At 64.5% G+C, this 20974-nt stretch carries 21 protein-coding genes; 14 read left to right on the top strand and 7 right to left on the bottom strand.

The features are described from left to right. Window positions 1–127: 127 nt before the first annotated feature. The 3 genes from FJ930_RS14520 to FJ930_RS14510 form a co-directional block, all read right to left on the bottom strand. Window positions 128–1294: an ABC transporter substrate-binding protein gene (locus tag FJ930_RS14520; RefSeq protein ID WP_140740501.1), complete on the bottom strand. Its 1167-nt coding sequence runs from the start codon at window positions 1292–1294 to the stop codon at window positions 128–130. 61 nt (window positions 1295–1355) lie between these two features. Continuing rightward, window positions 1356–2198 (bottom strand): ABC transporter permease, encoded by an 843-nt coding sequence (locus FJ930_RS14515; RefSeq protein ID WP_141838518.1) that lies wholly within the window; start codon window positions 2196–2198, stop codon window positions 1356–1358. Further along, the gene (locus FJ930_RS14510) at window positions 2195–3028 is read right to left on the bottom strand and encodes an ABC transporter ATP-binding protein (protein ID WP_140740495.1); all 834 of its coding nucleotides are present in this window, start codon (window positions 3026–3028) and stop codon (window positions 2195–2197) included. Before FJ930_RS14510 ends, FJ930_RS14515 begins: the two co-directional genes overlap by 4 nt. Window positions 3029–3338: 310 nt before the next feature. On the opposite strand from FJ930_RS14510, the gene FJ930_RS14505 reads away from it, so the two are divergent. The 3 genes from FJ930_RS14505 to FJ930_RS14495 all read left to right on the top strand — a co-directional run bounded on the left by FJ930_RS14505 (window position 3339) and on the right by FJ930_RS14495 (window position 6868). Beyond that, complete coding sequence (locus tag FJ930_RS14505) at window positions 3339–4271, top strand: MurR/RpiR family transcriptional regulator (RefSeq protein ID WP_140697548.1); 933 nt, start codon at window positions 3339–3341, stop codon at window positions 4269–4271. Window positions 4272–4383: 112 nt separating this feature from the next. Then, window positions 4384–6180 (top strand): NAD(P)/FAD-dependent oxidoreductase, encoded by a 1797-nt coding sequence (locus FJ930_RS14500; RefSeq protein WP_141838517.1) that lies wholly within the window; start codon window positions 4384–4386, stop codon window positions 6178–6180. Between the two features lie 106 nt (window positions 6181–6286). Next, window positions 6287–6868 (top strand): CatB-related O-acetyltransferase, encoded by a 582-nt coding sequence (locus FJ930_RS14495; RefSeq protein ID WP_141838515.1) that lies wholly within the window; start codon window positions 6287–6289, stop codon window positions 6866–6868. 50 nt (window positions 6869–6918) lie between these two features. On the opposite strand, the gene FJ930_RS14490 is transcribed toward FJ930_RS14495, so the two are convergent. After that, window positions 6919–8154, bottom strand: coding sequence for an amidohydrolase/deacetylase family metallohydrolase (locus FJ930_RS14490; protein WP_141838512.1), 1236 nt, complete (start codon window positions 8152–8154; stop codon window positions 6919–6921). A gap of 28 nt (window positions 8155–8182) precedes the next feature. Further along, the gene (locus tag FJ930_RS14485) at window positions 8183–8548 is read right to left on the bottom strand and encodes a RidA family protein (RefSeq protein WP_141838510.1); all 366 of its coding nucleotides are present in this window, start codon (window positions 8546–8548) and stop codon (window positions 8183–8185) included. Window positions 8549–8766: 218 nt separating this feature from the next. Here FJ930_RS14485 and FJ930_RS14480 point away from each other — a divergent pair, with 218 nt between their 5' ends. Continuing rightward, complete coding sequence (locus FJ930_RS14480) at window positions 8767–9252, top strand: hypothetical protein (protein WP_141838508.1); 486 nt, start codon at window positions 8767–8769, stop codon at window positions 9250–9252. Between the two features lie 146 nt (window positions 9253–9398). Here the strand turns inward: FJ930_RS14480 and FJ930_RS14475 are convergent, their stop codons facing one another. Beyond that, window positions 9399–10034 carry an isoprenylcysteine carboxylmethyltransferase family protein gene (locus FJ930_RS14475; RefSeq protein WP_141838506.1) on the bottom strand — a complete coding sequence of 212 codons (636 nt, stop codon included), beginning with the start codon at window positions 10032–10034 and terminating at the stop codon, window positions 9399–9401. Window positions 10035–10298: 264 nt separating this feature from the next. Between FJ930_RS14475 and FJ930_RS14470 the strand changes: the two genes are divergently transcribed. From FJ930_RS14470 to FJ930_RS14430, 9 genes are all read left to right on the top strand, one after another. Further along, window positions 10299–10556, top strand: a complete 258-nt coding sequence (locus FJ930_RS14470) for a hypothetical protein (RefSeq protein ID WP_140740474.1) — start codon at window positions 10299–10301, stop codon at window positions 10554–10556. Between the two features lie 27 nt (window positions 10557–10583). Next, entirely contained in the window at window positions 10584–11381 is a 798-nt protein-coding gene (locus FJ930_RS14465) for a hypothetical protein (protein ID WP_141838504.1), read from the top strand. 107 nt (window positions 11382–11488) lie between these two features. Further along, window positions 11489–12172 carry a winged helix-turn-helix domain-containing protein gene (locus FJ930_RS14460; RefSeq protein WP_141838502.1) on the top strand — a complete coding sequence of 228 codons (684 nt, stop codon included), beginning with the start codon at window positions 11489–11491 and terminating at the stop codon, window positions 12170–12172. Further along, on the top strand, window positions 12169–13548 hold the full coding sequence (locus tag FJ930_RS14455) for an ATP-binding protein (RefSeq protein WP_141838500.1): 1380 nt from the start codon (window positions 12169–12171) through the stop codon (window positions 13546–13548). The genes FJ930_RS14460 and FJ930_RS14455 overlap by 4 nt, the downstream gene beginning before the upstream one ends. A 131-nt stretch (window positions 13549–13679) precedes the next feature. After that, window positions 13680–14285, top strand: a complete 606-nt coding sequence (locus FJ930_RS14450) for a hypothetical protein (RefSeq protein ID WP_141838498.1) — start codon at window positions 13680–13682, stop codon at window positions 14283–14285. Window position 14286: 1 nt separating this feature from the next. After that, window positions 14287–14949, top strand: a complete 663-nt coding sequence (locus FJ930_RS14445) for an ABC transporter ATP-binding protein (protein WP_140740459.1) — start codon at window positions 14287–14289, stop codon at window positions 14947–14949. Continuing rightward, window positions 14942–15625 (top strand): ABC transporter ATP-binding protein, encoded by a 684-nt coding sequence (locus FJ930_RS14440; protein ID WP_246676918.1) that lies wholly within the window; start codon window positions 14942–14944, stop codon window positions 15623–15625. The genes FJ930_RS14445 and FJ930_RS14440 overlap by 8 nt, the downstream gene beginning before the upstream one ends. Then, entirely contained in the window at window positions 15622–18276 is a 2655-nt protein-coding gene (locus FJ930_RS14435; protein ID WP_141838494.1) for an ABC transporter permease, read from the top strand. Before FJ930_RS14440 ends, FJ930_RS14435 begins: the two co-directional genes overlap by 4 nt. Window positions 18277–18456: 180 nt before the next feature. After that, entirely contained in the window at window positions 18457–18711 is a 255-nt protein-coding gene (locus FJ930_RS14430) for a DUF1344 domain-containing protein (RefSeq protein WP_141838492.1), read from the top strand. 563 nt (window positions 18712–19274) lie between these two features. Here FJ930_RS14430 and FJ930_RS14425 read toward each other — a convergent pair. Next, window positions 19275–19703, bottom strand: coding sequence for an Lrp/AsnC family transcriptional regulator (locus tag FJ930_RS14425; RefSeq protein ID WP_140740809.1), 429 nt, complete (start codon window positions 19701–19703; stop codon window positions 19275–19277). A 122-nt stretch (window positions 19704–19825) separates the two neighbouring features. Between FJ930_RS14425 and FJ930_RS14420 the strand changes: the two genes are divergently transcribed. Continuing rightward, window positions 19826–20929, top strand: coding sequence for a saccharopine dehydrogenase family protein (locus FJ930_RS14420; RefSeq protein WP_181763377.1), 1104 nt, complete (start codon window positions 19826–19828; stop codon window positions 20927–20929). Window positions 20930–20974: the final 45 nt, after the last annotated feature.

Below are 20974 nucleotides of genomic sequence, written 5' to 3'. Positions count from 1 at the left end.
AAGAGCGCGGAGGGCACGGCCATCTCCCTTCTCCCCGTCACTATACGGGGAGAAGGTGCCGGCAGGCGGATGAGGGGCAGCGCCGACACCGCCAAATCACCAGACTGCCCTGCTAATCCGCCAGTCCCTACTTCACCGCCGAATCGAACAGATGCGCCTTGATCTTCTCGACATCGAGCGCGGCAAAGCCTTCCGACAGCTTGATGCCGTCGGCATCGGCCTTGACCTTGGCCTTGTCGAAATTGTTGGCCGCCGGGATCAGCTCGTTGGTGCAGACATCCTCGGCCTTCACCGGATTGGTGATCTGGCCGATCTTGTGGATCTCGTCGAAGAAACCCTGCCAGCTCGCCATGTCGTGCGAGCCCCAGCCGCCGCGCTTGTCCATGTCGCCGCGGAAGACGTTGATCTGCTGCAGGATCGAGGTGGTGCCGAGCTCCGGGCCGAGATTCTTGGCCAGTGTCGGGAACTGCTCGAACACCGCTTCGACCGCCGCGCGCGGATTCTGGTAGCCGAATTCGAGGCCCATCGCCCAGCCGCGCAGATACTTTTCCAGGAACGCCTTCTTGTCGGGATCCGCCAGGTCGGCGGTGCGAACGACGAAGGTGTTGGCCGGCAGTTTCGAATGCTGGACGCCGAGCCAATACTCGAAATCGAGTCCCTTGGCGATCCATTCGGCGCGCAGGCCTTCCCACGACAGGGCGGCGTCGCCCTGGCCGCCGGCAAGGGCTGTGCCCCAGGTCGGCCAGCCGGCTTCGACATATTTGACCTTCTTGATGTCGACGCCTTGTGCCGCCAGCAGCGGATCGGTGATCGACTGCCAGGCGGCGGAGCCGAGCAGGATGGTCTTGCCTTCCAGCTTCTTCAAGTCGTTCGATCCCTCGCCCTTGCGGAAAGCGATGCTGAACGTGTCGCGCGCGCCCATGTGGAACACCGACTTCAGCTTCATGCCGTTCTGGATGGCGAAGGAGAACACGCCGGGCGAGGGGAAGCCCATGTCGGCCTGGCCGACATCGACGAACTTCACCGTCGCGGTGCCGTCCGACGGGCCGGGCTGCATGTCGGTGTCGAGCCCGTCGAAATAGCCGGCCTTCTTGGCCGCCCAGTAGGGATAGTCGTCGAGCACTTCGAGCGTGCCGCGCGGCGAGATCCAGGTGAATTTGCCATAGGCCTCGGCCCTGGCCTTCAAGCCCGTGGCGCCGAGCGCGGTGGCCGTCACCAGGCCGGCGCCGGTCACTTGCAGGAAAGTGCGGCGGCTGATGCCCGCCGCGTTGTTGATTGGATTCTCCATCTTCATAACATTCCCCTTTTTGTTGATTGTCAGTCTCTTGCCGACCGTCTCCCGGGCGTCTTCTGCCTTATGCCTCCCAACTCGCCCATTTCTTCCCGATCAGGAAGAACAGCACGTAGATCAGAATGCCGAGCGTCGACAGGATCAGCACCACGGCGAAGAACTGCGGCATCTGGATCATCGACGAATAGGTTGTCAGCCGGTTGCCGAGGCCGAAACCGCCGCCGACCATCTCGGCGCCGACGGCGGTGAGCAGGCCGAAGATGGCGCCGATCATCAGCCCGACCAGGATCATCGGCAGCGCCATCGGCGCGCGGATCTTCCAGAATATCTGCAAGGTGCTGGCGCCGTAGGATCGCGCCAGCGCGATCTTGGCGCTGTCGACGCGGCGAAAGCCGGTGGCGGCGTTGATCATCACCATCGGCCCGGCGGCCAGCGCCACCGCGATGATGCGCGGGGTGTAGCCGAAGCCGAAACGCAGGATCAGCAGCGGCACCAGCGCCAGCATCGGCGTGGTGACGAGCAGCAATATGTAGGGCGCGACGATCTTTTCGGCGAAAGGGAACTGGGTGATGACGGCCGCCAGCACCAGGCCGACCACGGCGCCGATGGCGAAGCCGGACACCAGTTCGACTAAGGTATAGCCGAGATGCGGCGCGATCAGCGGGAACTCGTCGAACAGCGCGTAGGCGATCGAGCTCGGCGGCGGCATGATGTAGAGCGGCACGTGGAACAGCCGCAGCGCCAGTTCGATGCCGCCGATGATGATCACCGCAACCGCGATGATGGCCGCCACTTCCTTGCCCGACGAGATGCCGGGACCGCTGGCGAAGGCCGACAGATTGGTCAGGCTGACGTCCTGTCCGTCACTTGCCTTGGATTTGGAAAATTCCGGAATGGCGTCGCTCATGGCCTGATCCTCACGATCTCGGCACTTGTGCGCGCCTGTTCCGGCGGCTTCGGCCTGGCGCGCTCGCCGACGATGTCCATCTTGATCCGGTTGGTGAGGTCGAAGACTTCTTTCGTCGCCATGATCTCCAGCGAGCGCGGCCGCGGAAACGGCACGCGGTACTCACGGGCGACCTTGCCCGGCCGGGCGCTCAGCACCACCACGCGGTCCGAGAGAAAAATCGCTTCCTCGATGCTGTGGGTGATGAAGACGATGGTGGTCTTGGTGTCGAGCCAGATTTCCTCGACCAGCCGGTTCATCTCCTCGCGGGTGAAGCTGTCGAGCGCGCCGAACGGCTCGTCCATCAACAGCACCGAGGGCTTCAGCGCCAGCGCCCGCACGATCGCCGCGCGCTGCTGCATGCCGCCCGAAAGCTCGCGCGGGAACTTGCCGCCGAAACCGTCGAGCCCGACGCGGTTGAGGAGATGTGCGATCCAGGCGCGGTCCGGCTTCTCGCCCTTGATCTCGAAGGGGAAGCGGATATTGGCGTCGAGATTGCGCCAGGGCAGGAGGTTGGCTTCCTGGAAGACGATGCCGATATCGGGATGCGGACCGGTGATCGCCTTGCCGTCGAGCCGGATCTCGCCGCTGGTCAGGCCGTGCAGGCCCGACATCGACCACAAAAGCGTGGTCTTGCCGCAACCGGACGGGCCGACGATCGAGACGATTTCATTGGCGCGGATGTCGAGACTGCAGCGGTCCAGCGCCAAGAGGTCGCCGGACGCCGTGTGATAGATCTTGGTCGCTGCCTGCACGCCGAGCTTCGGCGTTGTTGCTTCGCCCGCGTTCATCCGCCCCTCGGAGATTGCGTGATGATCCAATGGTCATCAGACTGCCAAAAATCAGTCTGTAACTATCCTACTTTGCTGTCAAGCGGTCGTGATGGCAAACGTATAATGAAAATTCCGAGCTTCCATTAATCCATTGTTATTGTGCGTTTTTCTCCGTCTTGAAATTCGTGTTGCTTTCCTACATACTCAGCGCAAGGGCTCCGGCATGCCCTGGCGGCACGCACCGGTTGCATCCATGGCCAGGCGCATGGAACGACAGCGTGCAAACATGGTAAGAGGTCAGGTCGAAAAGACAGGGAAGACCGACTTGATGACCGAAGCTGACAGCCAGGAAGTGAGCAGTGATCTGGAAGGGCGCGACCTCCGGCGCATCCCCGACATCATCTCACTGGTCAAGGATTCCTATGCCGAGCTGCGCCCGGCCGAGCGCCGCGTCGCCGATGTCGTGTTGGACGACGTCAAATACGCCGTCGACGCCTCCAATGCGGCCCTTGCCCAGCGCGCCGGGGTCAGCGAACCGACGGTCACCCGGTTCTGCCGCGCCATCGGCTGCGAGGGCGTGCGCGATTTCAAGCTGAAGCTGGCGCAGAGTCTTGTCGTCGGCGCGCTTTATCTGGCCAAGCCGCCGGCGACCAGCGGCGACAACGGCATGCCGTTCTGGAACGCGGTGTTCGGCGAAGCACGCCGGGCCCTGCAGGAGGCCGAGCGCCAACTCGACCCGGCGCAGCTGCAGAAGGCCGCCGAACTCATTGCCAAGGCGCGCCAGGTTACCGTGTTCGGGCTGGGCGGCAGTTCCTCGGCGCTGGCACAGGAAACCCAATACCGGTTGTTTCGCTACGGCATATCGATCAGCGCCCAGTGCGATCCCTACCTGATGCGCATGACCGCCTCGACGCTGAAGCCCGGCGATCTGGTGATCGCCATTTCGGCGACCGGGCGCACGCGCGAGGTGATAGAGGCGGTCGAACTCGCCAAGCACTACCGCGCCAACGCCATCGCCGTGACCGCGCCCGACACCGAGCTCGCGCGCGCCTGCGACGTCAGGCTGACGGTTGCCGTGCCCGAATATCCCGACACGCTGAAGCCGACCGCATCGCGCTTCGCCTTCCTGGCGATGATCGACCTCTTGGCGGTGGCCTCGGCCTACAAGCTCGATGGCCCGGCGCGCGAGACGGTGCGCCGCATCAAGTACAACGCCCAGATCCACCGCACCGGCAAGGAGATGGAGCCGCTGGGGGACTAGTCTCTTCTCCCCGTTCACGGGGAGAAGGTGCCGGCAGGCGGATGAGGGGCAGCGCAGGGTTGGACAGTTACCGTCCCAACGGATGGGGCGCATTGCAGGAAGAGGGACAGACATGCTCGAAATGGCACCAACGAAACAGGCGGCCGCATGGCTCGGCTCCTTTGCGCAGGCGCTTGAAGCCGGCGACGTGGCGGCGGCCGGCAATCTGTTCGTCGACGATTGCTACTGGCGCGATCTTCTGACCTTCACCTGGAACGTGAAGACCATGGAAGGCCGCGAGGCCATCACCGACATGCTCAAGGCGACGCTGGCGACGACGAAACCCGCCGCATGGCAGCTCAGCGGCGAGGCGACCTCGGACGAAGGCACGATTGAAGCCTGGTTCACATTCGAGACCGCGGTCGCCTCGGGACAAGGCGTCATGCGCCTGCGCGACGGACGTTGCCGGACATTGTTCACCGCCATGACGGACCTGAAAGGCTTCGAGGAGCGCAAGGGCGCGGCGCGGCCGCTCGGCGTGCGCCATAAGGCCGATCCCGAGCGCGAGACCTGGTCGGAGGCGCGGGCGCGCGAGACGCGCGAACTTGGCGCCTCCGAGCAGCCCTATTGCCTGGTCATCGGTGGCGGTCAGGGCGGCATCATGCTCGGCGCGCGTCTCAGGCAGCTCGGCGTGCCGACCGTCGTCATCGAGAAGAACGCGCGGCCAGGCGATTCCTGGCGCAACCGCTACCGCACGCTCGTGCTGCACGATCCGGTCTGGTACGACCATCTGCCCTACATTCCGTTTCCCGATAACTGGCCGGTCTTCACGCCCAAGGACAAGATGGGCGACTGGCTGGAAATGTACACGCGCGTCATGGAGCTCAATTACTGGGCCGCCACCAAGTGCCTCAGCGCGAGCTATGACGAGGCGGAGAAGGTCTGGACCGTGGTGGTCGATCGCGTCGGCAGGCAGGTCACGCTGAAGCCGAAGCACATCGTCTTCGCCACCGGCGCCTACGGGCCGCCGCGAAAGATCGACCTGGCCGGCGCGGACCAGTTCAAGGGCGAGTTGCTGCATTCCAGCCAGTATTCGAGCGGCGAGAAATTCCGTGGCAGGAAGGTCGCGGTCATCGGCGCGGCAAGCTCCGGGCATGACGTCTGCGTCGACCTTTGGGAGAGCGGCGCCGACGTCACCATGATCCAGCGCTCGCCGACCACCGTGGTCAAGTCGGACACGCTTATGGAAGTAGGCTTTGAAATCTTCTCGGAAAGCGCGCTGGCGCGCGGCATCACCACCGAGAAGGCCGACATGATTGTCGCCTCGACGCCGTTCGCTCTGGTGCCCAGGGGCCAGCGGGCGCTCTACGACGTCATCCGGGCGCGCGACGCGGGCTTCTACGATCGCCTGCGTGCCTCGGGCTTCGCCATCGATTTCGGCGACGACGAGACGGGCCTGCTGATGAAGGCCTACCGCACCGGCTCCGGCTACTACATCGACGTCGGAGCCTCGGACCTGATCATCGACGGCAAGATCGGCATCCGCAGTGGCGTGGCGATCAAGTCGCTGACGCCGAACGGCATCCTGTTCGATGACGGCACCGAGATCGAGGCCGACGCCATCATTGCCTGCACCGGCTACCAGTCGATGAACGAGAATGTGGCCGCGCTCGTCTCGCGCGAAGTCGCCGACAAGGTCGGTCCCTGCTGGGGCCTTGGCTCCGGCGTCAACGGCGACCCTGGCCCGTGGCAAGGCGAGCTGCGCAACATGTGGAAGCCGACGGCGCAGGAAGCGCTGTGGTTCCATGGCGGCAACCTGGCGCTGTCGCGCTTCTATTCGAAATATGTGGCGCTGCAGATCAAGGCGCGCATGGAAGGCATCGCGACGCCGGTTTATGGGCCGCCGAGCAATTTCTCACGCCGGAATTGAAGGAGCTGGGGCCACCGGACCAGCCCGGACGAAAAATCGTCCTCGAAGGTTTCAGATGCAGTAAGGATTCCCGCTATAGTGCCCGGCGACTCGGGGGAGGACGCCGATGGGATTTCTAAGAGGGCTTCGCATCAAGCTTGGACTGAAAAAGGACCCGTTGCCGCCACTGCCAGGTGTCGAGATCGGGCGTCATACTTACGGCCTCAGCAAGAAATCGTTCTTCGTTCCGCGTGAAACCGTGCCGGTGCGGATAGGATCATTCTGTTCGGTCGGCCCCGACGTTCTCTTTATCTGCGCGGCGGAACACCGCCTCGACAGCGCGACCACCTATCCGATCCAATCCGTGGACGGGAAGATCCGCAACGGAAATGGAACCGTCGGCAAGGGTCCGATCACGGTCGGCCATGACGTCTGGATCGGTGCCCGCTGTGTCATCCTCAGCGGCGTCACGATCGGTAATGGAGCGGTGATCGGTGCCGGCAGCATCGTCACGAGGGAGATTCCGCCCTATGCCATCGCGGTCGGCAATCCGGCTCGTGTCATGCGCTACCGGTTCGCGCCCGATGTCATCGAGCGCCTGCAATCGTTGAAATGGTGGGACTGGAGCGATGACCTGATCCGCGCGCGTATCGAGCTTTTGACGACGATGGATGTCGTGAGTTTCCTGAACACGCTCGGCCTGGCATGACTGCCCCGGCGGTCGCCTGACCGCCGACCCCCGACCTCGCCGGTAAGGCCTCACTCGTGCCGATGCCCGAAGTGCCGGGCAGCGACCTCGACATGGGTATGGTTGGCATGTGCCTCGAAACGCTCGGTCTCGCCGAGGTCGTTCGCCGCCTCGTTCGGCCACCAGGTGCCGCCGATGACGATGCCTTCCGACACCAGCCGCTGGTCGGCGACCAGCGAGGCGCCGACCGCGTCGACGAAAGTGAAGCGGCCCGACCGCTGGCGAAGCACGGCGACGTCGCCGACAGCGCCGACAGCCAGCGTGCCGAGATCTGGCCGCGCGATCGCCCGCGCCGGAGCCTGCGTCGCGGCGCGCAGCACCTCGACCAGCGGCATGCCGAGCGCGATCAGCTTCGACATGCAGACCAGTATGTCGAAGGCCGGACCATCGACGCAGTAGAGATGCACGTCGCTCGAGATGACGTCGGGCGCCAGACCCTCGGCGAGCATGGCGCGGGCGACGTCGAAGTCGAACGAGCCCATGCCATGGCCGAGATCGAAAATGACGCCGCGCTCACGCGCCAGCCGCATGTCGGGCCGCACCGCGCCGGAAGCGAAGACCGGCGCATTGGGGAACGGCCGGAAGCAGTGGGTGAGGATATCGCCCCGGCGCAGGCGCGGCAGCACTTCCGAGCGGCCGGGCGGCGGCTCGTCGATATGCGCCATCAGCGGCAAGCCAGCCTTGTCGGCGGCCTCCAGCGCGAGATCGACCGGCGCGATGCCGCTGGTGCCGCCGGCATGCTTGCCGGAACGGACCTTGACGCCGACGACGACGTCGGCGTGCTCACGCGCCGCCGCGACCACCTCGCGCGGTTCGCACAGCCTGAGATCGCTGCACTCGCCGACCGACACTGTCTGCGAGAAGCCGAAGATGCCGGCGAAGGAAATGTTGACATAGGCCAGGATGCGCGTCTTCGAGCGCTCCATGACGTGGCGGCGGAAGCCGAGGAAATTGCCGGCGCCGGCACTTCCCGCGTCGATGAAAGTGGTGGTGCCGCTCTTGGCGGCGAGCCGGTCGGCGTCGACGCCGAGCGAGGTGCCGCCCCAATAGACGTGACTGTGCAGGTCGATCAGGCCGGGCGCGACGATGCAGCCGGTCGCGTCGACGACCTGCGCGGCTCTGGTCACGGGGATGTCGGCGTCGACCGCCGCGACACGGCCATTGGCGATGGCGACATCGCGAGGCGCGTCGAGCCCCGACGCCGGATCGATCAGCCGTCCGCCCTTCAGCAGGAGGTCGAATTGCATGGGGGAACCTCCGCTTCCTTTGCCTTTGTCAGACCGGCCGGTAGGCGACCGCCTCGACCTCGATCTTGATATCGATCATCAGCCGCGATTCGACCGTGGTGCGGGCCGGCGGGTTCTTGGGAAAGTGCCTGGCGTAGACGGCATTGAAGGCGCCGAAATCGCGCGCGTCCTCGAGCCAGACGGTGGTTTTCACCACATCGTCCAGGGTGCAGCCGGCCAGTGCGAGCGCGGCCTTCACATTGGCGAGCACCTGCTCGGTCTGTTCGGTAATGCTGCCTTTCACCACGATGCCATCGCCGCCGACCGGGACCTGGCCCGAGACATAGACGAAATCGCCGGCCCGCACGGCGGGCGACAGCGGCACATGGGATGTTCCAAAAGTCTGCTTGGGCAAGGGATGACCTCCTCCGATGACGCGACGCGGCGCCAGGACGGCGCCCGCTTGGCGCAGATTTACCGCGATCGGGGCGATCCCGATAGAGGTCTTGTTGGAAAGCAACATTCTTCGAAAACCATGTTGCTTTATTACATAAGCGCCTGCATCGTGCGCGCTTGCCGGACGGTCTAGAAGCCGCGGCGGACAGATGCCTTGCGAGACCGGAGAACCCGACAATGACCTTCGACAAGAACCCGTTTCCATCGGGCGACGCCGACCGCCACGCGCTGTGGGAAATGCTGGTGCGGCGCGATATCGACGCCTTCATCGGCCAGGACTGGTCGATGGTCGAGAATGATTTCGTCGCCGAAAGCTTTTTCGGCATGCATGCGCATTTCCTCGCCAATGCCGACGCATGGCGGTTGCAGTTCCCGAGGCTGGAAGTCTATCGCGACGAGTGGCTGCGCCAGGCCAAGGAGACGGCGGCGACGGAATTCGCGGAACCGCTGCGCGAGGCGCTGTTTCGCGTCACCAATCTGCGCGACATCGATGTCGATGGCGACCGCGCCGTGCTGCACAAGAAGTTCGACGGCTCCGTCGCCAAGGCCGACGGCGGCGTAGACAGGCTGAAATGGCAGACGCTGTATTTCTGCAGGAAGGTCGGCGGGAGCTGGAAGATCGCGGGCTTCGTCGGCTACATGCCTTATCCGCTGGGAGCATAGCGTATTCCCGGACCGCGCGTTGCGGTTTCGTCCGGAATTGTACCGAGGCTTGGAGCGGCCGACGATCCTGGCGCTGAACCGCACTGGTCGAAGTGCCGCACGACCTGAAACGATTTTCCTGATGATTGCCGGGCGGGCGCGGATGATCAGTAGAGCGTGACGAAGGCCGGGAACAGCAGGCCCGTCTCCCGGAAATATTCGATCAGCTCGATGGCCGGGAAGATGGCGAGGAAATAAAGCCCGTCGAGGAAGGTGCGCTTGAGCGCGCGCGTCGAGAACTGCAGCTCGTCATGGTCGCGGTAAAGCAGCGGGTTCGGCCAGAAGCGGGGGGTGGCCTCGATATAGGCGACGTAAGCCGGCCCGAACTTGCCCAGCAGGAATCCGGCTTCCTTGCGCGCGGTGACGCGAAAGATGAAGAAGGAGGCGGCGCCCAGCAGCAGGGCCGCCATCAGGGAGCCATAGATCAATCCGATGCCGACCGCGCCCACTGTCGAGAAGAAATAGAGCGGGTTCTGGGTCATCGAAAACGGTCCGGTCGAGACCAGTTCCTGGTTCTTCTTGCCGCCGACATAGAGGATGCTCCACAGCCGCCCGACGATACAGACGAGCACCAGGCTGAGGCCAAGTTGCTCGAGCGTCTCATGGCCGCTCGAGCCCTCGCTCAAGGCTGGCTTGGCGAAAAACAGAAGCAGCACGGCGAATACCGCCGCGACCCGCACGAAGATCAGTCGCTTGCGCTGGACAAAGGCATCGGAAACCGGCTTGAGGGGCGCGTAGGTCATTGGTGTTTTCCTTGGGCGCTGACAGGCCCGGGAGCACTGGGGCACGCCATTGATGGCGGATGCAAGGCAGTGGCCTTCTATCAGCGCACCACGAGGCTTTCGTAAAGGCCTTTTGGCCGATCGGCGCCCATTCTTACGAAATTGTATGGCGGCGGACAGGCGAGTGTGAATTCGCGTCCCTACTGTCGAGATGCCGGCTTGCTCCTCCTGCGAGCCAGAATCAACCCACAGCCGGGCAACCGGAACCAGACAGGAAAACATCTCATGAGAAGATACGCGCTCGCCATTGCACTGGGCATCGTCGCCGTCTCCGGTCCGGTCTCCTCCGTTTTCGCGGCCACAGCGCCTTGCGAGGAGACGCTGAAGACGCTGCGCGCGGCGGAAGCGACGGCAAAGCTCGGCGATGCCGACAAGAACAAGGTCTCGGAACTGGAGACCAAGGGCATCGAACGCTGCAACGCGGATGACGACAAGCGCGCCGACGACTTCTTCGCCCAGGCCATGAAAGTCATGGGCAAGTAATTTTCGCGAATCATCAGGACGGTCGCCATGCTTTCTCCCAACACGCAAAACATCGCCGCACCGAGCCAGAACAGGGTCCCCGAGGTCACTGTCGATTTCTGGTTGATCAAGCTTATGGCGGTGACCATGGGCGAAACGGCGGCCGACTATCTCGCCGTCAACCTCGGGCTCGGGCTGACCGTCACGTCATTGATCATGACCGGAGTCCTGATCGTTGCCCTTGTCCTCCAGTTTGCCCAGAAACGCTACGTGCCCTGGGCCTACTGGCTGGCGGTGGTGCTGATCAGCGTCGTCGGTACGCTGATCACCGACAACCTCGTCGACAATTTCGGCGTGCGGCTGCAGACCACGACGATCGCCTTCAGCGTGGTGCTCGTGGCGACGTTCGCGGTCTGGTACGCGAGCGAACGGACGCTTTCGATCCACACCATCTTCACCACAAGGCGCGAGGTCTTCTACTGGCTGGCGATCCTCTTCACCTTTTCGCTCGGCACCGCTGCCGGCGATCTTGTCGCCGAAACCTTCGACATGGGCTACCTGACCACGGGCCTGCTGTTCGGCGGCGTGATCGCGCTCATCGCACTCGCCTATTATCTCAAACATCTGGACGGCATCCTTGCGTTCTGGCTGGCCTATATCCTGACGCGGCCGCTTGGCGCCTCCTTCGGCGATCTGCTGTCGCAGCCGGTCGAATATGGCGGCCTCGGCTTCGGCACCACCTTCACCAGCCTGGCATTCCTCGGCTGCATCGTCGCCCTTGTCCTTTACATGACGCTCAGGAAGAAGGCCGATGAGCTGGATGAGATCCTGCTGGAGTCGGAATAAACCCGCGGCGGGCGCGCGCTGCGCCTGGCAGGCGTCACGGCCATCCTAGGAACGGACCCGCGCCGGTGATAGCCTGTTCGCGGTAGCGGCAACCAACCGGGACAGCGATGCGACTTCTTCTCGTCGAGGACGACCAAAGGACCGCCGACTACATCGTCAGGGGGCTGACAGAGGCCGGCCATGTCTGCGACCTCCTGCGCAACGGACATGACGCGCTTTTCGCCGCGACCAGCGGCGCCTATGACGTGATCATAGCCGATCGCATGATCCCGGGTCTCGACGGCCTGTCGATGGTCAAGGCGATCCGTGCCGCCGGCGTTCGCACGCCGGCTATCTTTCTCACCTCCGTCGGCGGCGTCGACGACCGCGTCGAGGGCCTGGAGGCGGGTGGCGACGACTATCTGGTCAAGCCCTTCGCCTTTTCCGAGCTGCTTGCCCGCATCAATGCGCTCGGCCGGCGGCCGGCGGCGCAGGAACAGAAGACGGTTCTGCGGGTTGGCGACCTCGAAATGGACCTCATCATGCGCCGCGTCACGCGGCAGGGCCAGCCGATCGACCTGCAGCCGCGCGAGTTCAGCCTGCTGGAAGTGCTGATGCGCGGCGAGGGCCGCGTGATCACCCGCACAATGCTTCTGGAACGCGTCTGGGATTTTCATTTCGACCCCAAGACCAGCGTCGTCGAAACCCATATCAGCCGGCTGCGGGCCAAGATCGACAAGCCGTTCGAAACCCAGCTGATCCACACGGTCCGTAACACCGGCTACAGCCTGCACGCACCGCTCGCGCCATGATGGAAGCATGGGCCCGCCTGCCGCGCAGTACGCCGTTCCGGCTCGCCCTGACATTCGCCTTCCTGTTCATGCTGGCTTTCGTGCTGTCGGGCGCCATCGTCTACCAGATGATGAGCGCCGATCTTGCCGAACAGCTCGACGAGAGCATCAAGGAAACCTATTCCGTCGTCGCCGCGACCTATTCCGACAGCGATCTCAAGGAACTGGTGGAGACCGTCCAGAGCCACTCCATGCGCAACCCGAAGAAGGAACAGCTTTTTTCGCTGACCGACGCGGCCGGCAACCGTCTGGCCGGCAATTTCACCGCGGCGGGTCTTCCCGACGGCTTTTCGTTGTTCGGCGCCGAAATGCCCGGCATTCCTCCGGATACCGAATACCGCGCCTATTCCGGCTCGGTCGGCGGCAACACCCTGACGATCGCATTCAGCCTGTCCGAGACGGACGAACTGGAAACGATCATGCTGATGAGCTTCGGCTGGGCAACCCTGATCATCACCGGGTTGGCGGTCGCCGGCGGCGCCCTGCTCGCCTCGCGCGTCCAGCGCCGTCTCGACGGCATTGCCGCCACCATGGTCGATGTCTCGCATGGCCGGCTGGATACACGCATTCCGCTGACCGGCAATGGCGACGACATCGACATCGTCTCCAGCCAGGTCAATGCGGCGCTCGACCGGCTGTCGAGCCTGGTTGACGGCATGAAACAGGTCAGCACCAACATCGCGCACGATTTGAAGACACCGCTCAATCGCCTGCAGATGATCCTGGAAGGCGCCGCCGACAAGGCAGCGCAGGATCAGGACGTCTCGGACGATCTCGCCGATGCGCGGGCCGAGGGCTATCAGATCAACGAGACCTTCGATGCGCTGTTGCGGATCGCACAGATCGAGGCCGGCGCGCGCAAGGCGCGCTTCACCGATGTCGACCTCGACGAGATCCTGCAAATCATAGCGGAGATCTATACCGACGTTGCCGAGGACGACGGCAAGGTGCTGTCATCCAGGCAACTGAAGGAGGCCGCGGACCGAATCCATGGGGACCGCGAACTGTTGACCCAGATGTTCGCCAATCTGGTGGAGAACGCGCTTCGCCATTGCCCGTCCGGCACGACCATCAAACTGTCGGTGACGCGTCAGGGCGATCGTGTTCTTGCCAGCGTCGCCGACAACGGACCCGGCATTCCCACGGACGAACGCGAAAGGGTGTTTCAGCGGCTGTACCGGCTGGACCACAGCCGCTCGACGCCGGGCAGCGGCCTTGGGCTGAGCCTTGTCAGGGCCATTGCCGATCTGCACGGCGCATCCATTACGTTGGAGGACTGCCGGCCCGGGCTCGCCGTGGTGGTGAGCTTTCCGCTGGTAAGATCGCCGGCGCCATAGAGCCGGAAGCCAAAGCCGAAAGCTTGCCAACGCGCCGATAGCTTACAAAAGCGTATGAGGCTGGCGACCCGCCCGTAAGCTTGCAGCGCCATACTGGATGGACTTCACCTTCCATCGAAAGGCCGCGGAAAATGAAAACCCATTCTCGGAAAACCATCGGCGTCCTGCCGGTTCTCGCCTTCACAGCATGCCTGGGAACGACAGCTGTCCTGGCTCCGGTGCTTGGCTGCCTGCCGGCCTCGGCCGCCGAGAAACCCGTGCAACCGGAGAAAAACCCTCCGGGCGACATCCCCGATACGCAGGTCTTCATCGACTATACTTCACCGGAAGGGTTCACCCTGAAGGTGCCGGAGGGTTGGGCACGGTCGGATCGTGCCGACGGCGCCAGCTTCGTCGATAAGCTAGACGGCGTCGTCGTCTCGGTTTCCAAGGCGGATACCGCGCCGACCGTCGACAGCGTCAAGGCGAACGATGTCGTCAAGCTCGAGGCCGCCGGGCGCGCCGTGCGGGTGAGCGCCGTCAAGCAGGTCAAACTGCCGGCCGGCGCCGCGATCCGCATCGTCTATACCTCGAACTCCGAACCGAACGCGGTAACCAACCGGCAGGTTCGCCTCGAGAACGAGCGCTATCTCTATTTCAAGGACGGCAAGCTCGTCGTGCTCGAACTCTACGCGCCCAAGGGCGCCGACAATGTCGATCAGTGGCAACTGATGTCCAACTCGTTCCGGTGGAAATGAGATGCACGCGTTGGACGCGCATGAGATCTATCGGTTCTTCCACATCGGCGATGACGAGACGACCGCGTTGCGGGGCGTCAGTTTCCACGTCGCCGCCGGCGAGATCGTTGCCCTGGTCGGGCCTTCCGGCAGCGGCAAATCCACCTTGCTGGCCTGCGTAACCGGCCTCGATGAACCGGATGGCGGCTATGTCGAGGTGTCCGGTGTCCGGCTGACCCGGCGACCGGAGGCCCATCGCACGCGTGTTCGCGCCGCCAGCTTCGGCATTCTGCCGCAATCGGGAAACCTGTTCGGCCACCTGAATGTCGAGCAGAATCTTCGATTGCAGATGCTCCTGGCGAAGAAGCCGGATGACCGGCGAATGGCCAGCCTGCTGGAAAGCGTCGGCCTTTCGCATCGCGCACGTGCCTTTCCGACCGAGCTGTCCGGCGGCGAGACGGCGCGGGCGGGCCTTGCGGTGGCGCTGGCCGCCGACCCGCTGATCCTGGTTGCGGACGAGCCGACCGCGGAAGTCGATAGCGATACCGAATCCCGGCTGATCGCTCATTTCGAGGCGAGGCGCGACGCCGGACGGGCGACGCTGCTGGCCACCCATAGCAAGGCGCTGGCGCAGCGGGCGGATCGCATCATCAGACTGAAGGATGGGAGGATCGATCGTGGGTGAAACGCTTGTCGTCGCAAAAGACCTCGGGCGGGACTTCCGGGACGGCAACGCCGGTCGGATCGAGGTGCTGCGCAATGTCGACTGCGAGATCGTGTCGGGCGCACGCATCGCGCTCGTCGGACCTTCGGGCAGCGGCAAGACGACGCTGCTGCATATTCTTGGCGGCCTCGACAGGCCGACCGCCGGCATCGTCGAATGGCCCGGCCTCGGCGCATTCCAGGCCTTGAGGCCGCGCCAGATCGGCTTCGTGTTCCAGTCGCCCAGCCTGTTTCCCGCCCTAACCGCCGTCCAGAACGTCGGCCTGCCCTTGCTGCTGGCCGGCGAGAATGCCGGCGCCGAGGAGATCGGGGCATCGCTTCTGCAATCGTTCGGCCTCGGCGAACTCGGCGACAAACTGCCGGAGGAACTGTCCGGCGGCCAGGCTCAGCGTATCGCCATGGCGCGCGCCCTGGTCATGGGTCCGAAGCTTGTGCTGGCCGATGAACCAACCGGGCAGCTGGACAGCCGAACCGCGCTGCGTTTCTTCGACGCCGTGCTCGACCGCCTGGAAGGAACCGACATCGCCCTGGTTGTCGCCACGCATGACGAAGCCATGGCCAACCGCATGGCGACGCGCTGGACGATGGACCATGGCCGGCTCACCACCGGGCTTCGGCCGGGGACCGCGGCGGCATGATGTTCCTGCTGTGGATTCGTGGTGTGCTCGCTCGCCGTTTCATGCGCGTGGCGGGCGCGGCAGCCGGCATCGCACTGACGGTCGCCCTGCTTGCGGCGATGGCGCTCTTCCTCGCCAATGCCAGTGCATCGATGACCGCTCGCGCCGTGTCGGCGGTCCCGATCGATTGGCAGGTGCAAGTGATTTCCGGCGCCGATCCGGGTCTCGTCGGCAAGGCCCTGACCGAAGCCGCTCCGGTCAAGGCCGTGCATCAGGTCCGCTATGCCGATGTCGCCGGTTTCGAGGCTCGAACCGGCGGCACGACCCAGACGACGGGGCCTGGCCAGGTGGTTGCTTTCGATAGCGGGTATTCCAGCGATTTCCCGGCGGAGACCCGGTTGCTTTCCGGTAGCCCCGACGGAGCGCTGATTGCCCAGCAGACCGCTGCCAACCTCCATGTCGCCCCCGGCGACACGGTCTCGATCCAGCGGACGGGTTTGCCGCCGGCGGAGGTCAGGATTGCCGGCGTGGTCGACCTGCCCGACGCCGACGCCCTGTTCCAGGCTGTCGGTCTGCCGCCTCAGGCAGCGCCACAGGCCCCGCCCGACAACGTCCTTATCCTGCCGCAGGAGACCTGGCGGCAAACGTTCGACCCGCAGGCCAAGGCGCGCCCCGACACCGCCCGGCTGCAATTGCATGTGCGGCTCGCGCACGGGGCGCTGCCGCCGGATCCGGTCGCGGCCTATACCTTTGTCACTGCCGCGCAGCGCAATCTCGAGGCAAGAGTCGCCGGCCAGGCCCTGGTGGCCGATAATCTCGGCTCGCGCCTCGGAGCGGTTCGAGAGGATGCGTTGTACGCCTCCGTGCTGTTTCTGTTCCTCGGACTGCCAGGCATCGCATTGGCGATTGCGCTTACCTTTGCCGTTACCTCGTCCGGCGCGGAACGCCGGCGCACCGAGCAGGCGCTGCTTCGCGTCCGCGGCGCGACGGCCAGGGACATATTGCTTCTGTCCGCGACGGAGGCCGCCGTCGCCGCCATTGGCGGAACCGCCTTCGGCATGGCCGTGGTATTCCTCCTTGGCATGGCCGCACCAGGCCTTGACGCTGCGCTTGGCGTGGACCAGCCGAAGCTGCTTCTTGTCGCCTTCTTCGGACTGCTGGTCGGGTTCGTCGCCTTTCTCTACCCGGCCTGGCGGGACGCGCGCTGGGCGACCGTGATGGCGGCGCGGCGCACCGTGAGCCGGCCACATCCACCGCTGTGGCAGCGCCTGTGGCTGGACGGCCTGCTGCTCGCCGCGGCGGGATTAGTCTTCTGGCAATCGGCGAGCACCGGATACCAGATCGTGCTTGCGCCCGAAGGCGTGGCCGCGACAGCCGTGGACTACAAGGCGTTCGTCGCCCCCGCCCTGTTCTGGCTCGGCATGGCGCTGCTGACCATCAGGCTGTCGGCCACGGTCATCGCACGCAACGGCACGCTCCTGAGATTGATTGTCGCCCCGGTATCGGGAGCACTGGCGCCAATCGTATCGGCCGCCCTGTCGCGGCAATCGGGCCGCCTGACGATCGGCATTGCGATGACCGCGCTGGCCATCTCCTTCGCAACCTCGACGGCCATCTTCAACACCACCTACAATGCCCAGGCACGTATCGACGCCGAGCTCACCAACGGCTCCGACGTCACCGTCTTCGGCACGACGGACAAGCCCGCCGGAGCCCACCTCGCGGCGCTCGCCTCGTTGCCCGATGCGGCGGCGGCCGAACCCATGCAACATCGTTTTGCCTATGTCGGCGCCGACCTGCAGGATCTTTATGGCATCGACCCCAATCGCATCGGACGCGCAACAGGTCTTTCCGACGCCTATTTCAGCGGCGCCAGCGCCGCCGGCACGCTTGCCCTGCTCGCCGCGACGCCGGACGGTGTCCTGGTGTCGGAAGAGACCGTGCAGGATTTCCAGCTCCAGCAAGGCGATACGATCAACCTGCGGCTCGTCGGTGCAAGGGATCACCAGTATCATCCCGTGGCCTTCAAGTTCATCGGCGTCGCCCGCGAATTTCCGACAGCGCCAAAGGATTCGTTCCTTGTCGCCAATTCGGCCTATGTCGCCCGCATGACCGGCTCCGATGCATCCGAATATGTGCTTATGCGGGCCAAGGCGGATCCCGCCGAGCTGGCGCGACAGGCTTCTTCGGTGCTCGATTTCGATCAAACGCTGAAGGTGGCCGACATCGGCCAGGCGGCACATCTCATCGGCTCGAGCCTGACCGCGGTCGACCTTGGCGGTTTGACGGCAATCGAACTGGGCTTTGCGGTCGTCATGGCCGCGGCCGCCGCCGGGCTGATGCTGGCACTGGGATTCTTCGAGCGTCGCCGGCCTTTCGCCATCCTTGCCGCGATCGGCGCCAAACCCCGCCAGCTCGCGGCCTTCCTTTGGGGCGAAGGTCTGCTTATCCTTGTCGGCGGCATGGCGTTCGGCCTCCTTTCGGGGCTGCTGACGGCATGGATGCTGGTCAAGCTGCTGACCGGCGTATTCGATCCGCCGCCCGAGGCCTTGTCGATCCCCTGGCTCTATCTGGCAGCCGTGCTCGGCCTCGTCGCCGCTTCGGTGGCTGCCGCCGTTTTGTCCGCCAGGCCATCGGCGGGACAGGCAACGGAACTGCTGCGCGACCTGTGAAGCCGGACCTCGATTTACCTATTTGTAAATCCGCGGCCAGATCATCGAAAACTCCACGGTCTAGGCTCGATCCGTCTCTCGTCAGGAGAGACGAATCCGGCGACCAAACGGCCCGGATACGGGAGCCGCTCATCGGCCAGCAGCCGGCGGCTCCGCAACCAAGCCAACGGGAAGAACAACATGAAAAAATCAGCTATCGCAGCCGCAATGGTACTCGCCGCCTTGTCCTCAACCGCCGCTTTCGCCAAGGCGGCCACCGGCACAATCGCCAGTGTCGACAAGAAGGGCGACTCGATCACGCTTTCCGACGGCAAGACCTTCGTCCTGCCGGAAGGCATCGAGGCCGAGACGCTGAAGGTGGGCGAGAAGGTGGTGGTGACCTACTCGACCAAGGCCGGCAAGCTGGCGGCATCGAGCATCCAGCCGGCTAAATAGGTGCTCTCACCCGGAGCAATTCCGGGAAAGATGCGTAGCGTCTTTCCGTGAGACCATGAACCGCTCCGGGCCGGAGCCCCAGCCGGCGGCGATCTTGACTGTTGCCGGCGCGCGCCGGCTTCCCCTAGCCCGGATCCATCCGGGCTAGGGGAACGCGGTGATCAGGCATTCGAGCCGAGTGTTTTCAGGGACGCAAGGCGAACCAGGGCCGCCCGGCGCTTGACGCGGGCCACGTGGCAGCCGTCGAACGGCATCCGCCGACTACCAGAACCAGAGCGGATGGAAGCCGTAGTACATGACGATTAGCAGGAGGGCGATGGCCAGCAGGACGACGCTGGTCGTGATCCAGATCCCTCGGCTCGGCCAGACGGGAGCACTGCGCGGTACGGTCAAAGCCACCTTTCGGAACACGACAGGCCTTGCTTGGAACAATTTCAGCCGCAGCGGTTCAAGTGCGACACTGCCGCGTCAATCATACCGGTGTTTTGCCGGGTTCTTACAAATCGGTAAGAGGGTAGAACCGTTCACGACCGGCCCGGGGACCGCATAGCCTCGGCCGCCGTTCAGCGGTCGATCCGCGTCGACAGGATGATCGACGACGAGGTCCGCTCGACCCCGTCCATGGCGCCGATCTGGTCGAGCAGCGCGTCGAGGTCGCGGATCGATGGCGCGTCGACGATGACGATCATATCGAAATTGCCGCTCACCGAGTGGAGCGTCCTGACCGGTGGCAGCGCCTGCAATGCCCGCACCACCTTGTCGGCGAGCTTTGGCGTGACGGTGAGCAGCACATGCGCCCGGACCAGCCCCTGCTCATAGTCCGGCGACAGCCGGACGCCATAGCCGGCGATGATGCCGCGCTGTTCCAGCCGCTCGATCCGGCTCTGTACCGTCGTGCGCGACACGCCGAGCCGCCGCGCCAATTCAGCTGTCGAGGCGCGTGCATTGGCGCGCAGCAGGGAGAGCAGGGCCTGTTCGGCTTCACTGAGCATTTCGACGAAATCCCTCGGCATATTACCTGAAAACAGGTTTCACTTTGCCATATTCCACGCTTCCTTTCGACAGGCAAGCTGCGATCATCCCGACAAACACGGATTGGCAGGGATATTTGACCATGAACAACATTGTTATCGTCGGCGCCGGCAAGATTGGCTCGACCATCGCCGAGATGCTGGCCGCGACGGGCGATTACCACGTCACCGTCGTCGACCGCTCGGCGGCGCAGCTCGCCGCGACCGAAGTGCCTGAGGGCATCGAGACGCTCGAACTCGATATCGCAGCACCCGGCGCGCTTGAGGCGGCGCTCGCCGGCAAGTTCGCGGTGTTGAGCGCCGCGCCCTTCCACCTTACCACGCGCATCGCCGAGGCGGCGGCCAGCGCCGGCGTGCACTATCTCGATCTCACCGAGGACGTCGTCTCGACCAGGCGGGTCAAGGAGCTTGCCCGTTCCGCCAAGAGCGCCTTCATTCCACAATGCGGGCTGGCGCCGGGCTTCATCTCGATCGTCGCCAACGATCTCGCCAGCCGTTTCGACACGCTGGAAAGCGTGCGCATGCGCGTCGGCGCCTTGCCGCAATACCCGTCCAACGCGCTGAACTACAATCTGACCTGGAGCACCGACGGCGTCATCAACGAATATTGCGAGCCCTGCGAGGCGATCGTCGAGGGCGAGTTGGTCGAAGTGCCGCCGCTGGAGGAGCGCGAGGAGTTCTCGCTCGACGGCGTCACCTACGAGGCGTTCAACACCTCCGGCGGGCTCGGCACACTGGCCGAGACGCTGAAGGGCAAGGTGCGCACGCTGAACTACCGCACCATCCGCTATCCCGGGCACGCCGCGATCATGAAGGCGCTGCTCAACGACCTTGGGCTGCGCCACCGCCGCGACGTGCTGAAAGATATTTTCGAGAGCGCCCTGCCGGCAACGCTGCAGGACGTGGTCATCGTCTTCGTCACCGTCTCCGGCCGCAAGAACGGCCGCCTGCTGCAGGAAACCTACGCCAACAAGATCTATTCCCGGCGCGTCGGCCAGACCGTGCGCAGCGCCATCCAGATCACCACGGCGTCCGGCATCTGCGCGGTGCTCGACATGCTGGCCGACGGCAGCCTGCCGGCGACCGGCTTCGTCAAGCAGGAAGAGATCGCGCTGGACGCCTTCCTCGCCAACCGCTTCGGCCGCGCCTACGCCCAGCACGAAATGGTGAGCCGGCTGGCGAGCTGAGGCGCGTAATCTCCCTCCTTGAGGGGGAGATGTCGCCGAAGGCGA

The sequence above is a fragment of the Mesorhizobium sp. B2-4-15 genome, assembly GCF_006658505.1.
In the GTDB taxonomy this organism is placed as follows: Bacteria; Pseudomonadota; Alphaproteobacteria; order Rhizobiales; family Rhizobiaceae; genus Mesorhizobium.
Note: the sequence above shows the minus strand (reverse complement) of the source record. Positions and strands in the feature narration are given on the sequence as shown.

Bases quoted from the DNA above. Each gene is read 5' to 3' on its own strand.
- FJ930_RS14505 (WP_140697548.1), top strand. From the start codon at position 3,339: ATGACCGAAGCTGACAGCCAGGAAGTGAGCAGTGATCTGGAAGGGCGC.
- FJ930_RS14510 (WP_140740495.1), bottom strand. From the start codon at position 3,028: ATGAACGCGGGCGAAGCAACAACGCCGAAGCTCGGCGTGCAGGCAGCG.
- FJ930_RS14480 (WP_141838508.1), top strand. From the start codon at position 8,767: ATGACCTTCGACAAGAACCCGTTTCCATCGGGCGACGCCGACCGCCAC.
- FJ930_RS14490 (WP_141838512.1), bottom strand. From the start codon at position 8,154: ATGCAATTCGACCTCCTGCTGAAGGGCGGACGGCTGATCGATCCGGCG.
- FJ930_RS14520 (WP_140740501.1), bottom strand. From the start codon at position 1,294: ATGAAGATGGAGAATCCAATCAACAACGCGGCGGGCATCAGCCGCCGC.
- FJ930_RS14435 (WP_141838494.1), top strand. From the start codon at position 15,622: ATGATGTTCCTGCTGTGGATTCGTGGTGTGCTCGCTCGCCGTTTCATG.
- FJ930_RS14450 (WP_141838498.1), top strand. From the start codon at position 13,680: ATGAAAACCCATTCTCGGAAAACCATCGGCGTCCTGCCGGTTCTCGCC.
- FJ930_RS14460 (WP_141838502.1), top strand. From the start codon at position 11,489: ATGCGACTTCTTCTCGTCGAGGACGACCAAAGGACCGCCGACTACATC.
- FJ930_RS14445 (WP_140740459.1), top strand. From the start codon at position 14,287: ATGCACGCGTTGGACGCGCATGAGATCTATCGGTTCTTCCACATCGGC.
- FJ930_RS14515 (WP_141838518.1), bottom strand. From the start codon at position 2,198: ATGAGCGACGCCATTCCGGAATTTTCCAAATCCAAGGCAAGTGACGGA.
- FJ930_RS14430 (WP_141838492.1), top strand. From the start codon at position 18,457: ATGAAAAAATCAGCTATCGCAGCCGCAATGGTACTCGCCGCCTTGTCC.
- FJ930_RS14455 (WP_141838500.1), top strand. From the start codon at position 12,169: ATGATGGAAGCATGGGCCCGCCTGCCGCGCAGTACGCCGTTCCGGCTC.
- FJ930_RS14495 (WP_141838515.1), top strand. From the start codon at position 6,287: ATGGGATTTCTAAGAGGGCTTCGCATCAAGCTTGGACTGAAAAAGGAC.
- FJ930_RS14425 (WP_140740809.1), bottom strand. From the start codon at position 19,703: ATGCTCAGTGAAGCCGAACAGGCCCTGCTCTCCCTGCTGCGCGCCAAT.
- FJ930_RS14465 (WP_141838504.1), top strand. From the start codon at position 10,584: ATGCTTTCTCCCAACACGCAAAACATCGCCGCACCGAGCCAGAACAGG.
- FJ930_RS14475 (WP_141838506.1), bottom strand. From the start codon at position 10,034: ATGACCTACGCGCCCCTCAAGCCGGTTTCCGATGCCTTTGTCCAGCGC.
- FJ930_RS14470 (WP_140740474.1), top strand. From the start codon at position 10,299: ATGAGAAGATACGCGCTCGCCATTGCACTGGGCATCGTCGCCGTCTCC.
- FJ930_RS14500 (WP_141838517.1), top strand. From the start codon at position 4,384: ATGCTCGAAATGGCACCAACGAAACAGGCGGCCGCATGGCTCGGCTCC.
- FJ930_RS14420 (WP_181763377.1), top strand. From the start codon at position 19,826: ATGAACAACATTGTTATCGTCGGCGCCGGCAAGATTGGCTCGACCATC.